At 71.6% G+C, this 12577-nt stretch carries 11 protein-coding genes and 1 pseudogene; 6 read left to right on the forward strand and 6 right to left on the reverse strand.

Annotation, left to right across the window (positions count from 1 at the left end):
• Nucleotides 1–16: 16 nt before the first annotated feature.
• A complete protein-coding gene (locus ABD333_RS46470; RefSeq protein ID WP_344549338.1) occupies nucleotides 17–2746 on the reverse strand; it encodes an AfsR/SARP family transcriptional regulator in 2730 nt (909 codons plus the stop codon).
• 107 nt (nucleotides 2747–2853) lie between these two features.
• Between ABD333_RS46470 and ABD333_RS46475 the strand changes: the two genes are divergently transcribed.
• A complete protein-coding gene (locus ABD333_RS46475) occupies nucleotides 2854–3426 on the forward strand; it encodes a dihydrofolate reductase family protein (protein ID WP_344549339.1) in 573 nt (190 codons plus the stop codon).
• Nucleotides 3427–3510: 84 nt separating this feature from the next.
• Here ABD333_RS46475 and ABD333_RS46480 read toward each other — a convergent pair whose 3' ends face one another.
• Nucleotides 3511–4089, reverse strand: coding sequence for a TetR/AcrR family transcriptional regulator (locus tag ABD333_RS46480; RefSeq protein ID WP_344549340.1), 579 nt, complete (start codon nucleotides 4087–4089; stop codon nucleotides 3511–3513).
• Nucleotides 4090–4205: 116 nt separating this feature from the next.
• Here ABD333_RS46480 and ABD333_RS46485 point away from each other — a divergent pair, with 116 nt between their 5' ends.
• The gene (locus ABD333_RS46485; protein ID WP_344549341.1) at nucleotides 4206–5648 is read left to right on the forward strand and encodes an MFS transporter; all 1443 of its coding nucleotides are present in this window, start codon (nucleotides 4206–4208) and stop codon (nucleotides 5646–5648) included.
• Nucleotides 5649–5902: 254 nt separating this feature from the next.
• A complete protein-coding gene (locus tag ABD333_RS46490) occupies nucleotides 5903–6670 on the forward strand; it encodes a hypothetical protein (protein ID WP_344549342.1) in 768 nt (255 codons plus the stop codon).
• 17 nt (nucleotides 6671–6687) lie between these two features.
• On the opposite strand, the gene ABD333_RS46495 is transcribed toward ABD333_RS46490, so the two are convergent.
• The 4 genes from ABD333_RS46495 to dacB form a co-directional block, all read right to left on the reverse strand.
• Nucleotides 6688–7191, reverse strand: coding sequence for a hypothetical protein (locus tag ABD333_RS46495; protein ID WP_344549343.1), 504 nt, complete (start codon nucleotides 7189–7191; stop codon nucleotides 6688–6690).
• A gap of 86 nt (nucleotides 7192–7277) precedes the next feature.
• A complete protein-coding gene (locus ABD333_RS46500) occupies nucleotides 7278–8258 on the reverse strand; it encodes a sigma-70 family RNA polymerase sigma factor (protein WP_344549344.1) in 981 nt (326 codons plus the stop codon).
• A 5-nt stretch (nucleotides 8259–8263) separates the two neighbouring features.
• Complete coding sequence (locus ABD333_RS46505; RefSeq protein ID WP_344549345.1) at nucleotides 8264–8620, reverse strand: VOC family protein; 357 nt, start codon at nucleotides 8618–8620, stop codon at nucleotides 8264–8266.
• Nucleotides 8621–8746: 126 nt separating this feature from the next.
• Complete coding sequence (dacB, locus tag ABD333_RS46510) at nucleotides 8747–10360, reverse strand: D-alanyl-D-alanine carboxypeptidase/D-alanyl-D-alanine endopeptidase (protein WP_344549346.1); 1614 nt, start codon at nucleotides 10358–10360, stop codon at nucleotides 8747–8749.
• A gap of 148 nt (nucleotides 10361–10508) precedes the next feature.
• Between dacB and ABD333_RS46515 the strand changes: the two genes are divergently transcribed.
• From ABD333_RS46515 to ABD333_RS46525, 3 genes and pseudogenes are all read left to right on the forward strand, one after another.
• Nucleotides 10509–10916, forward strand: coding sequence for a hypothetical protein (locus tag ABD333_RS46515; RefSeq protein WP_344549347.1), 408 nt, complete (start codon nucleotides 10509–10511; stop codon nucleotides 10914–10916).
• Nucleotides 10883–11104, forward strand: coding sequence for a hypothetical protein (locus ABD333_RS46520; RefSeq protein ID WP_344549348.1), 222 nt, complete (start codon nucleotides 10883–10885; stop codon nucleotides 11102–11104). Before ABD333_RS46515 ends, ABD333_RS46520 begins: the two co-directional genes overlap by 34 nt.
• Nucleotides 11105–11404: 300 nt before the next feature.
• A pseudogene (locus tag ABD333_RS46525) lies at nucleotides 11405–12487 on the forward strand (IS30 family transposase); the annotation flags it as partial.
• Nucleotides 12488–12577: the final 90 nt, after the last annotated feature.

Here is a 12577-nt window from a genome sequence, read left to right on the forward strand (position 1 = left end):
GTGCGGCTGCGCGCGGTCACCGCGTCCCATCGCGGGCATGGCGGAAGGCGTCGGCCAGGGAGTCGTTGACGATCGCCAGTTGGGCGTAGACCTGGTCGGCGGCGGTGGAGCCCAGGACGCCGAGCAGGGTGTGGGCGCGGCGCCAGTGTTCGCGGGCGGCAGCGTGGTCGCCTGTGAGGTGATGGCAGGCGCCGAGGTGGGCGAGTGTGCTGGCCTCGGCGTACGGGTCGTCGAACTCGCGAAACATGTCCAGAGCGTGGCGGTAGCGAGGGATGGCGCCGGTGGCGTCTCCTAGGTGGAGGGAGGTGTCTGCCAGGCATGACCACGTGTGGGCCTCGTAGGCGAGGTTGCCGAGTTTCTGGTGCAGGATCAGGGCGCGTTCGCACAGTTCGAGGGCTTGGGCGTGGTCTCCCAGGCGGCCGTGAAGCCAGCCCAGGTCGGTGAGCGCGATGGCCTGGCCGTACTGGTCGCCCAGCTGTTCGAAGAGGTCGTGGGCGCGGCGGGCGGCGTGGAGGGCGTCGGCGTCCCGGCCCTGGATGGCGTACACGAGGTCGCGGCGGTAGTACGTCCAGGCCTGACCGGCGAGGTCGTCCCGTGCTCGTTCCAAGGCCGCGCCGAGGTTGCGGTGCGCCTCGTCGAAGCGGCCCAGGTCGGCCAACGCGAAGGCCAGGTCGCGGTACGCGCGGGACTGCTGCGCCGGGTCGCCCAGCCGCTGGGCGGCGGTGACGGCGGCCCGCTGGGTCTCGGCCCTGTCATGCCAGCGGCCCCGCCCGTGCAGGAACACGAACAACGCCCGCGCCAGCTCGCAGACCTGCCGGTCCATGCCCAGGTCAGCGGCGAGCTTCAGGACGGCGAGCAGGGTGGTGTGTTCGGCCGTGAACCAGGCCGTCGCCTCGTCGCGTCCGGCGAAGTTCGTGACGCTGACGCCCGGGACTGGGGCGCCCGTCTCGATGTCACCCTCGATGTCCCCGCCGAGCAGCCGCCGGGCGGCGCACGCCGTATGCACGTAGTGGTCCACGAGGCGGCGCCGCGCGGTGTCGCCGGTCTGGCAGAGCTCGGCGGCATAGGCGCGCAGCAGGTCATGGCAGGTGTAGCGGCCCGGGGCGTGCTCGATGAGCAGGTTGGCGCGGGTCAGCTCGGCCAGCGGCGCCCGTACGCGCGACGCGGGTACGCCCGCCAGGCTCGCGGCGGCGGCGACCGTGGCGTCGGGACCGGGATGCAGCCCGGCGACGAGCCGGAACAGCCGCGCCGCGGCATCACCGAGCGTCTCGTACGACCACGAGAAGATCGCTCGTATGTCGGCGGCGTTCTCCATGGCCCCGAGTGCGTCCCGGAGCTCGGCGGCGAGCGCGGCGAGCGGATGCGCCGGGTGGATCGCGGCCCGGGCGGCGATGATCGCCAGCGCCAGCGGCAGCCCGTCGCAGCGGCGGACGATCTCCTCGGCGGCAGCGGGCTCGGCGGCGATCCGGTGCTGGCCGAGCCGGGCGGCCAGCAACCGCCTGGCCTCGTCCGGCGCCAGGAGGCCGAGGGTGAACGGACGAGCGCCGTAGGTCATGACCAGACCGGTCAGCTGGTCCCGGCTGGTGACGATCACGAGGCAGCCGGGTGTTCCGGGCAGCAGCGGAACGACCTGGCCGACGTCGCGGGCGTTGTCCAGCAGCACCAGCATGCGCCGCCCCGCCAGCAGGCTGCGGTAGAGCCCGGACTGCGCGGCCGGAGTGTCCGGGATGCGCTGCGGCGGAACGCCCAGCGCGTCAAGGAACTCGCGGATCGCCGCCGCCGGGCGCACGGGCCCCCCTGACGGGTCATATCCGCGCAGATCGATGCTGAGCTGGCCGTCCGGGAAACGGTCGGCCACCCGGTGCGCCCACTGCACGGCCAGGGTCGTCTTCCCGATCCCGGCCGTGCCGGTGATCAACGTGATCGGCGACATCGGCTCGTTCAGCGCTGCGAGCGCGGCCTCGCGCCCGGCGAAGCCGCCGGCCGCGGCGGGCAGCTGCCGTGGCACCGCGTGGCCGTCGAACGCGTCGCCGTCGGCGAGCAGGTCGGCGTGGACTTGGCGAAGCTCAGGGCTGGGGTCGGCGCCGAGTTCCGCGGAGAGCCGGCGCCGGATCGTCTCGTACCGCTCCAGTGCCTCGGCGGGGCGCCCTGCCGAGGCCAAGGCACGCAGTAGGCACGCCCAGAGGGATTCTCGGAGCGGATGCTCATCGGCGAGTTCGGCTAGGCGAGCCGGGTCGGGTTGCGTTCCGCTCGCGAGGTCCAGCTCGACTCGCCGTTCCCACGCCGTCAGGTATCGCTCCTGCAGCGCGGGGACCACGGTCTGCTCCAGCCAGTCCGACCGGATCCCGTCGCACGGAGTGCCCCGCCACAGCGCCAGCGCGGCGGCCAGCCGGGACCGCTCCGCCTCCCGGTCACGCGCCGCGGCCTCGTCGAGCAGGCGGCCGAAGCGGAGCGCGTCCACGTGGTCCGGCTCGGCCGCCAGCAGGTATCCGCCGGGCCGTGCCACGACCAGCTGGTCGTCCCCCAGTGCGCGACGCAGCCGCTTGACGTTCGTACGGACGTTGGCCCGCGGGTCTCCGCGCGCGTCCGTGCCCCACACCGCGGTCGCCAGCCTGTCGGCCGGAACGGTACGGCCCGCCGACATCGCCAGCACGGCCAGCAACGCGCGTAGCCGACCGGCCGGAAGCTCGACCGCCCGTCCGGCCACCGTCACGCGCAGCGGCCCGAGCAGCTCGACCGTCAGCACGCGAACGCCCCTCTCACCGGCCCGGCAGCGAGTTTCACAGGACTGACACGACTTCGCCACCCCCGTTCGCCAGGCTGGCGAAGATCCCGCACCCACAGGAGGCCGAAGTGTCCATCTCAGTGCTCGACATGTCGATGTCGCTCGACGGGTACATCGCCGATCCCGACGACTTCCTCGGCGGCGAGGACGGCGAGCGGCTGCACAAGTGGGCCGACACCGACGAGTCGGGCCGGCGGTCCGCCACGGCCCAGGAACTGCTGGACGAGATGAACGCGGCGGGCGCGGTCCTCGCCGGACGGCGCACCGCCGAGCTCATGGATCACTGGGGCGGGGACCACAACGGTCTGCCGATCTTCGTGCCGAGCCACCGGCCGCCGGGCCCGGCCGCGCGCTTCGGCTATCCGCTGGTGACGTACGTGACCGACGGGATCGAGAGCGCGATGGCGCAGGCGAAGGCCACCGCCGGCGACCGGGACGTGCAGGTGCGCGGCGCGTACACGGGGCAGCGGGCTCTTGAGGCCGGGGTCCTGGACGAGCTGCGGCTCCACCTGATCCCGGTGCTGCTCGGCCGCGGCCGCAGGCTGTTCGGGGACGTGATGCCGTTCGAGATCGAGCTGGAGCTCGTCCGGGTGATCGACACGCCGGAAGCCACCCACTTCCGCTACCGCGTCCGCCGCTGAACACGCGCGGCTGGTCACAGCACACCTGAACGACTTCTGCGGAAGACCCGGTGCGGGGCCTCGGTGAGCTTTGGCCGGTGGGCGTTAGCGGATGTCGGCGATCGCGGCGAGGATGCGGTCGCGGGCGGTGTCGGCGGGGCACAGGCCGGTGAGGACGTAGTAGGCCAGTCCTTCGGCCAAGGCGGTCAGGCTGAGGGCGGCGGGGTGGGGGTCGGTGACGCCGGTGTGGTGCAGCAGGTCGGTGACCTGCTGGTGGAAGCGGGTGTAGTCGGCGTGTAGCCGGGCGGCGATGGCCGGATCGGTGAGTGCCAGGGCGGTGAAGGACTGGCGGATCCGCATGTGCGTCTGGGTGACGGCGTCGTAGGGGATCAGTTCGGTGAGCACCACGGTCAGCACCTGGCGAGGGTCGGCGTCCTGGCCCGTCTTGGCGGCGATCCGTGCGGCCGACAGGGCGTTGGCGCGGTCGAAGGCCGCCTCCATCAGTTGCTGTTTGGTGGGGAAGTAGTGCTGGACGCGGCCGGTGGAGACACCGGCGGCGTCGGCGACGCGCGTCTGGGAGACAGCGGTCAGGCCGTGGTCGGCGACGACGGCGAGGACGGCGTCGGCGATCTGGGTGGCGCGCTGGTCGTGGTCGGCGCCCGGGCCGCGGGTGCGTCGGCTCATCGCTCTCCCCTCTGCGTTGCCGGCCGCTGGGTCGGCATTGACCTGGATGTTCGTGATCGCTTACCGTCGATCCTAGCAAACCAATGTGACCACATTGGTTTGCTAGGGAGGTGATCATGACCCGGAATCCGGCCGACCAGACGGCCGCGGATGTCAGGGAGCCTGGCCCGGTCGCATCCGCGGGGATCTTGGCGTTGGTGTGCGCGGCGCAGTTCATGGTGGTGCTGGATGTGTCGGTGGTGAACGTGGCGCTGCCGTCCATCCAACGCTCACTGGGGTTCGCCGCGGCGGACCTGCCGTGGGTCGCGACGTCCTACGCGCTGGTGTTCGGTGGATTCCTGCTGCTGGGCGGGCGGCTGGCGGATCTGTACGGGCACCGGCGGGTGCTGGGCGTCGGGCTGGGTCTGTTCACCGCGGCAAGCCTGGCCGGCGGCCTGGCCTCCTCGGCGGGCCTGCTGATCGGCGCGCGGGCGGTGCAGGGCCTGGGCGCGGCGGTACTGGCCCCGGTCACCTTGACGGTGCTGACGGTGACGTTCCCTGAGGGCGCGGCGCGGACCCGGGCGCTGGCGGTCTGGACGGCGGTCAGCCTGGCCGGCGGCGCGGCCGGAAACCTGGTCGGTGGAGCGCTGACGGAGTATCTGAGCTGGCGATCCATCTTGCTGGTGAACGTGCCGATCGGGGTGGCGGCGCTGGTGGCGGCGGCACGGCTGCTGGGCGACGGCCCGGCACGCGCGGGGACAGGGCGGCTGGACGTGCCGGGTGCGGTCCTGGCCACCTCGGGCCTGGTCGCCGTCACCTACGCGCTGTCGCCGGGCGAGGGCCGCCCGGGCGTGGTGACGGCGGCGGTGTGGGTGGTCGGCGTGCTGGCGCTGGTGGCTTTCGCGGTGGTGGAAGTGCGGGTGGCGGACTGGCCGCTGCTGCCGCCGCGGCTGCTACGCAGACGCGCGGTCTGGCTGGGCAACGGGGTGATGCTGCTGGCCGGGGCAGCGTTCCAGGTGCCGATGTGGTACTTCCTCACCCTCTACATGCAGAACGTGCTGCACCTGGAAGCGTTGCAGACCGGGCTGGGGTTCCTGCCGCACACCGTGCTGACCCTCCTGATCGGGCTGCGGATCACGCCGTGGCTGATGCGGCACGTCGACACCCGGGTGCTGATCGCGGGCGGGATCTGGATCGCCGCCGCCGGGTTCGCCTGGCAGAGCCAGAGCACCGCCGGCGACACCTACTGGAGCGGCGTGGCGGGCCCGGCGGTGCTGCTGTCGGTGGGCGGCGCGGTGTTCAACACCCCGCTCACGGCCACCGTCACCTCCGGCGTCGCGGACGGCGACGCCGGTGCGGCCTCAGGACTGATGAACACCGCCAAGCAGGTCGGCGGCGCGCTCGGGCTGGCGGCGCTTGTCGCTCTCACTGCCGGTCCTGCCGGCGGCGGCGCCACCACGGGCGAGGCGATGCTGGCCGCCCAGTACGGCCAGGCGTTCGCCGCGACCGCGGCCGTGCTGGCGGTGATCGGCGCGCTGGCCTTCGGGCTGCCACCGCGCCGCGACAACGCCCCCCGGTAGACCCCGCCCAGCGCGGCAAGGCCGTTCACATCACCGGCCTCAACCAGCCCGGCGCCGACCTGCACGGCGAACTCACCGCCGACCACTGAACGTCTGCCGCTCGGGCGGCAGGTTGTCCTAAAAACGATTGTCCTTGGCGCAAGTGCTCCTCGTGCCGACCGGGCGGGCTGCCCAAGAGTGGTTGCCATCTACCCCGCGCAAGGAAGCTGGGTGGTTGCTGCGTGCGGCCGACAGCTCAGGACGAAGGAGTGCCTTTGAGTACGACTGCCCTCAAGACCCTGTCGGGCGGTGTCGCCGCCGCGAGCGTGCTCGCATTCGGCGCGGACGTGTACGCCCCGCGGCAGGCGGCAGCGGCCCCGCCGCCCGCTGCCGTGGCCGCTCCCCCGGGACCGGTGGTCCTGGCCGAGAACACGCAGGCCGACCCGGCGGAGGTGGTCGCCAAGCGCAAGACCACGACCTTCACCTACCGGACGTTCATCCCGGACACCAAGGTGACGGCGCTCGGCTGTTACTACAACAACCCGATCGGGGGGACCCGCTACTGGTTCAAGGGCGACGGACGCACCTACTCCACGGGGCCCCGCACGTACCGGACCATGATGAAGGTCCACATCGACTGGAAGAAGAAAAAGGTCACCGTCGACAAGGACGTGGGCACCACCAAGGTGCTCAACCGCAAGGGAAAGGTCGTCGCCAAGAAGCGCGCCTCGATGAAGAGGATGAAGTTCGACATCAAGAAGAAGAACATCGGGCGGGGCGTCGTGAGCTTCGGGCTCGACCACAGCGCGACCATCCCGTTCTGCCCCAAGACCGGCGGCGCCATCCGCTACGAGGTCGGCGTCGCGGTCTGGAAGAACGGCAAGTACCTGCTGACCGGCTGGCGCCGGAAGGCGCCCAACCACGAGGCGTTCATCCGCCAGAGCGGCAAGAAGCCCAAGTTCCTGCTCAAGAGGAAGAACCACGGATTCATCTGCCTGCACGCCGGGCTCTGCAAGACCGAATTTCTCACGCCCCTCAGGTGATGACCATGCCGGCCTGATCACCGCGTCGTGTAGCAGTAGTTGGACTTGCCCTTCCAGTAGTGGCGGGCGCGCGGATCGTTGTAGCGCCACTGGCAACCACGGTCTCGCTGCGCGGTGGTCAGCAACATGGTCTGCCCCTTGCGCATGACGCAGTACGCGCCAGGCGTGGGGCTCGCGCGGTACTCCACCCACTCCCAGCCGAGATGCTGGCAGTACGCCGAGAACCGGCCAGGGCCGAGGTCGACCCGTTTGGGCGCGGGCTTCGGCGGGCTGGTGCCCGGCTTTGGATCGCCAGGCTTCGGCTTGGGTGGAGTGCCGCGTTCCGACGCGGCCGGGCTGGGCCGGTCGCTCGCGCGGCCGGCGCGAGTCGTGGGCGAAGGCCCGCCGCCGGGGGCCGCGCCGGCCGCGCCTCCCTCGGCGGAAGTGGTCTTCGGGGCCTGACCGGGATCATCCTGCGCCGCCGACACGTCCGGCGACCAGAGCCGTACCGCACCAACCGCCAGCAGCACGACAGCCGCCACGGCCGCCGCCGCGCGCCCGCGACCAGCAGGCGCCGCCGCCGCGCCACCGACCTCGGCGCCTCGGCGAACGGTCCGGGCGGCGGCTGTTACGGCGGGGCTGGGGGGAGCTTGAACACCTCCAGGAGTGCCGGGTCGCGGAACGCGACGATGTGCGTGATGCCGGAGTCGGACGCCGACAGGACCATCACCCCGTGGGCATGGTGAACGCCGTCCGGGCCGCGCCTGTACATGGCGGCCGCGGGCTGCCCGTTCGACGCGGTCGGGACGAGCCGGAAGGTGTCCGGCGCGACGAGGACCCTGGAGGCGAAGAAGGCACCGATGTTGTCGCGGCCGGCGAACCACGTGGGCGTGGGCGGCATCTCCAGGACGGCGTCCTCGGTCAGCAGATTCGTCAGGGTCGCGATGTCGGCGTTCTCGAAGGCCGCGACAAAGCGGTCCAGCAGCTGGCGTTGGTGCGGGCTGGGGGCTTCGGTCAGGTCGTTCTCGGACGGTGCCACCTGGCCGAGCTGGGCCCTCGCGCGTTGCAGGATGCTCTTGACCGCGGGAACGGAGATGTCGAGCAGGTCGGCGACCTCGGCGGCGCGCAGGGCCAGGACGTCGCGCAGGATGAGGACGGCGCGCTGGCGTGCGGGCAGGTGTTGCAGGGCGGCGATCAAGGCGAGCCGCAGGCTTCCCCGCGCGGCGACGATCGTGGCGGGATCGTCGGCGCGGACCAGGTGGTCGGGGAAGGGCTGCAGCCAGGTCACCTCGGGTGACGGGGCGAGCGGGCCGCCGGGGTCGTCGGCGGGCGCGCCGAGGCCCGACGGCAGCGGACGGCGCTTGCGTTTTTCGAGTGCGGTGAGGCAGACGTTCGTGGCGATCCGGTAGAGCCAGGTGCGCACGGATGCTCGGCCTTCGAACGCCTCGTACGAACGCCACGCGCGCAGGTAGGTCTCCTGGACGAGGTCTTCGGCGTCGTGGACGGAACCGAGCATGCGATAGCAGTAGGCCAGGAGCTCTGGCCGGTATGGCTTGGTCAGGTGCGCGAAGGCGTCGTTCTCGGTCGGGGCGTGTTTGGTATCGGCCATCGGCGTCACCGTCGGAGCTCGACGATCTGCACGTAGTTTCCGGCGGGATCCTCGATCGTCGCGATGAGGCCCCCGCCGAACTCCTCCACCGGGCGAATCCACCGTGTGCCGTCCAGCGTCTCCAGGTGGGCCGCGACCGCCTTGATGTCCTCGACATAGAAGTTGATCAGGATTCTGCCGGGCTCCCGGGCGCTCTGCTCAAGGTCGTCGCGGTGGTCGAAGATCAGCCGGTTGTCGCCCACCTTCAGGGCGTTGCCCGGCTCGGCCGACGGCGCGAACGCCGCCCGGTACCAGGCGCCGAGCCGTTCCGGGTCTGCGCTGCCCAGCACCAGACCGCCCAGCCGGATTCCCGTCGTCGTCATGATCGTTCCCTCTCGGTCGTCATAGGAGTTCCGTTCTCCTATCGACTCGGCGTCGCGCCGAAAGGAATCGGTGGGCGGCGGGGCGCGGGCCTCCTCGTCCGGCGACGAGGAGGCCCGCATCGTTGGTCAGCAGGTCGCCGTCCAGGAGCATTCGAGCTCGGGCACCCGCTGGTTCGGGTAGGAACGCACGGTGAGGCGCTGCGGGCTGGACCCGGCGGCCAGCCGGACGACGATCTTGTCTTGGAGGCCGCGCACGGCCGTGATCGAGCCCGGGTAGGCGTTGAAGAGGATCGAGTAGACGACCGGGACGCCGTCCGGCCCCTTCACGTAGCCGGACAGGGCGGTCGCGCCGGTGAGGGTGCCGGTCTTGGCGTGGGCGTTGCCCTCGGCGGCCGTCCCGGCCATGCGGGTGCGCAGCGTGCCGCCCACCCAGGGCTCGGGCTTGCCCGCGATCGGCAGGGAGTCGTAGTACGTGCGGTACCACGGCTTGGTACGGACGCCGCGCAGCAGGTTGATGAGCTGGTCGGCGGTCAGCTTGTTGCCGCGCCCGAGGCCCGAGCCGTCGGCGAACGTGAGCCGAGAGGTGTTCACGCCCAGCTTGGACACGTACGACCGGACGGCGGGCAGGCCCGCGGCCCAGGTGCCCTTTCCGGAGATCTTGCGGCCCATCGCCTTGACGAGGATCTCAGCGATGGTGTTGTTGCTGAGCTTCATGTACGGGACGGCCAGCTTCGCCAAGGGAATCGACTTGCGCGACACCAGGGTGCGGGCTCCCCTGGGGGCGGCGCCGCGCACGGTCTTGCCGGTGACGGCGATGCCGCGGGCGCGCAGTGCGCGGCGGAAGACGTCGGCGGCGTAGAAGGTCGGCTCGTGGACGCTGGCCAGGCTCGTGCGGGTGCCGCCGCCGACGGGCTGGGAGCCGGTGACATCGATGACGTTGGTACCGGGCTTGCGCAGCACGCTGATGGTGGACGCGCTGCCGGGGGCGCCGGTCGTGGCACGGTTGACGATCTTGACGTGGCCGGTGGCGGGGACGGTGCGCACGGCGGCGGGCGTTCCGGCGGCACGGGGGCTGACCTGGACGGCGATGGAGCCGGCGTTGAAGTCGGCGTCCGGTGACACGGTGAGCGCCGAGATCTGCGCGGCGTAGGCGAACGGGGCGTCGGACGGGTCCCAGCCGCTCGGCCAGCGGCGGGCGTCGAACCAGGTGTCGTCGGCGACGAGGCGTCCGGTGACCTTGCGGACGCCCTTGGCGCGGAGCTGGGCGGCGAGCCGGTCGTAGTCCTTGGCCTGGAGCGTCGGGTCGCCGGTGCCCTTCAGCACGAGGTCGCCCCGGAGCGTGGCGCCCTTGCGCGCGGCGCGGGTCACGACGTTCGTCCGGAACGTGTAGCGCGGCCCCAGGATTCCGAACGCCGCGGCGGTCGTCGCGAGCTTCTGGTTGGACGCGGGGATCAGGGGCGCGCCGCCGTTGCGGGTGTAGAGCGGCTTGCCGCCCGCGTACGAGCGGACGACGACGCCGACCTTGGCGCCCTTGAGCGCGGGGTCGGCGAGGATCGTGTCCAGATCCTTGCGCAGGTCACCGGACGACTGGAGGGCGATGGTCTGCGTGGCCGCCACCGGGGCCGCGCGCACCGGTTCGGGGTCGCCGGGGGCGAGCGACACGGCCAGCGCGGCCGCCGTGGCGGTGGCGACGCCGGCGACAAGCAGGGACGTGGGTTTTGAGAAGGGCAAGCGGGACATTTCGCAGAGCCTAGAGCCCCCGGCCCACCGGCGACCAGACGATGAACAAACGCTCCGCTCTCCGAAGCGGAGAGCGGAGCGTTCGACCAGGACGGTGAAGTCCCGGCGGTTGCCGGCCGGGCTTACCCACCCGCCGACGGCCTCATCGGTGTCCTCCAGCGTCGGCACCCGGCTCTACCTCGCGGTCATGGACTGGCGGGCGAACAACAACGTGCTCGGCACCGGCGCCCACGAACGCGGGCTGCGCGCCACCGGGATCTCCGTGAGTGAGCAGGGCACCGGCATCCTGGTCCGTGGCCGTGAGGGCGGCACGGTGCGGGCGGCGTTCATCAAGCAGACCGAGGCCGAGCAGATCGGCAAGCGGGCGCTCGCGCTGCGCATCGCGGCTGGGACGCTCACCGGTCAGGCCGCGGGCGAGGCGCCGACCCGGTCAACCAGAGCGATCTCATCGACCACATCCGCGAGGTGTGGCCAGCCGGTGAGAACGCGGTGCACTCGGCGCGGCTCGTCGAGGCGCTCACGGTGTACCGGCCTGAGGTCTACGGTGCGTGGCTGAACGTCGAGGGACTCGACGAGGCGCAGTTGCGGGAGGCGCGCGCGGCGGCGTCCACGACGCTCGCGAACGCGTTGAAGCCGTACGGGGTGGCGACCCGGCAGATCAACCGGCGCGGTGCCGGCGGCGGCGCGAAGGGCATCCGGCTGGAGGACTTGCCGATACTGCTGGAGGCGCCCTTGGAGGGCTGAACGGTTTCGGCCTGGCACCCTCTCAGAGGCACCAAGAACACCCCGCCCCGGCGGTCCGGCGGGTTCTAGCGATCCTCGCAGCACCCTGGAGTTCAGGGAGTTGCGGGGATCGTGGGTTTTGAGGGGTTGAAGGCGCGGTTCTTTGAGGCGCTGGACCGGGAGAACGGGAGTATCTCGGGGGCTGCTCGGGCGGTCGGGGTGAATCGTGCGACGGCGTATGGGTGGGCGCGGAAGGCCGGTGTGCGTGGTCGTGGGAAGACAGGCCCGAGTGGGCATCGGGGGCGGGCGGAGTACGAGCGGCTGCGTGCGGCCGGTGTCCGGCGCCGCGATGCCGCCGCACAGGTCGGTGTCCACGAGCGCACTGCTCAGGACTGGGACCAGGGCATCCGGCAGATCGGCCACTCGCGCCTGCGCGCAGACGGTCGCCTGATCGACTATACGACTGGTGTGATCACCACCGTTGCCGCAACGTCGGGGCCATCGGTTGCCGCGGTCGAGGCCGAGCTGCACCCCCGGTTCCTCACCGTGGCCGACCGTGAGCTGATCGCCGACATGCGTCGTGAGGGCCGCTCGCTGCGCGCGATCGGACGGGCACTCGGCCGGCCGGCCTCCACCGTCAAGCGTGAGATCGACGCCCGCTCGGTCGACGGCGTCTACCGGCCACACCAAGCCCAGCGGGCATGGGCCAAGAGCCGGTCGCGCCCCAAGGACTCCAAGCTCGCCCAGGTGGGCCGGTTGCGCGAGTTCGTCGCGGTCAAGCTCCAGGAACGCTGGTCGCCCGAGCAGATCTGTCACGCTCTGCTCATCGAGTTCCCCGACGACGAGAGCATGCGGGTGAGTCCGGAAACGATCTACCAGGCGGTCTACGTCCAGGCCCGTGGCGGGCTGCGCCGCGAGGTCGCGGACGCGCTGCGCACCGGGCGCACCCGCCGCAAACCCCACCGCAGCCCGGAGCAGCGCACTCGCCGGTTCGTCGATGAGATGGTGATGATCTCCGAGCGTCCGGCCGAGGCCCAGGACCGGGCGGTGCCCGGCCACTGGGAGGGCGACCTGGTCGTCGGCCCCCGCAGTGAGAGCGCGATCGTGACCCTGGTCGAGCGCTCCACCCGCTACGTCATGCTCGGGCACCTGCCCGGCGGTCACACCGCCGAGGAAGTCCGCGATGTGCTGGTGCCGCTGATCCAGACCCTGCCCGAGCACCTACGCGGCTCGCTGACCTGGGACCAGGGCTGCGAGATGGCCGCGCACAAGCAGTTCACCCTCGCCACGGGAGTGCCGGTCTACTTCTGCGACCCGCACTCACCCTGGCAACGCGGATCCAACGAGAACACCAACGGCCTGCTACGCCAGTACTTCCCGACTTCTATGGCTGCAGCGGCATCGTGGTCGGGTTAGCTGCCCGTAGCCTGCCGCAGGATGTCGGGCGGGCTGGCTCGAGTACTTCCTGCCGCCCTCCGAGGGTTGGCTCGCTTT

The organism is Actinomadura fulvescens (genome assembly GCF_039533225.1).
Lineage (GTDB): Bacteria > Actinomycetota > Actinomycetes > Streptosporangiales > Streptosporangiaceae > Spirillospora > Spirillospora fulvescens.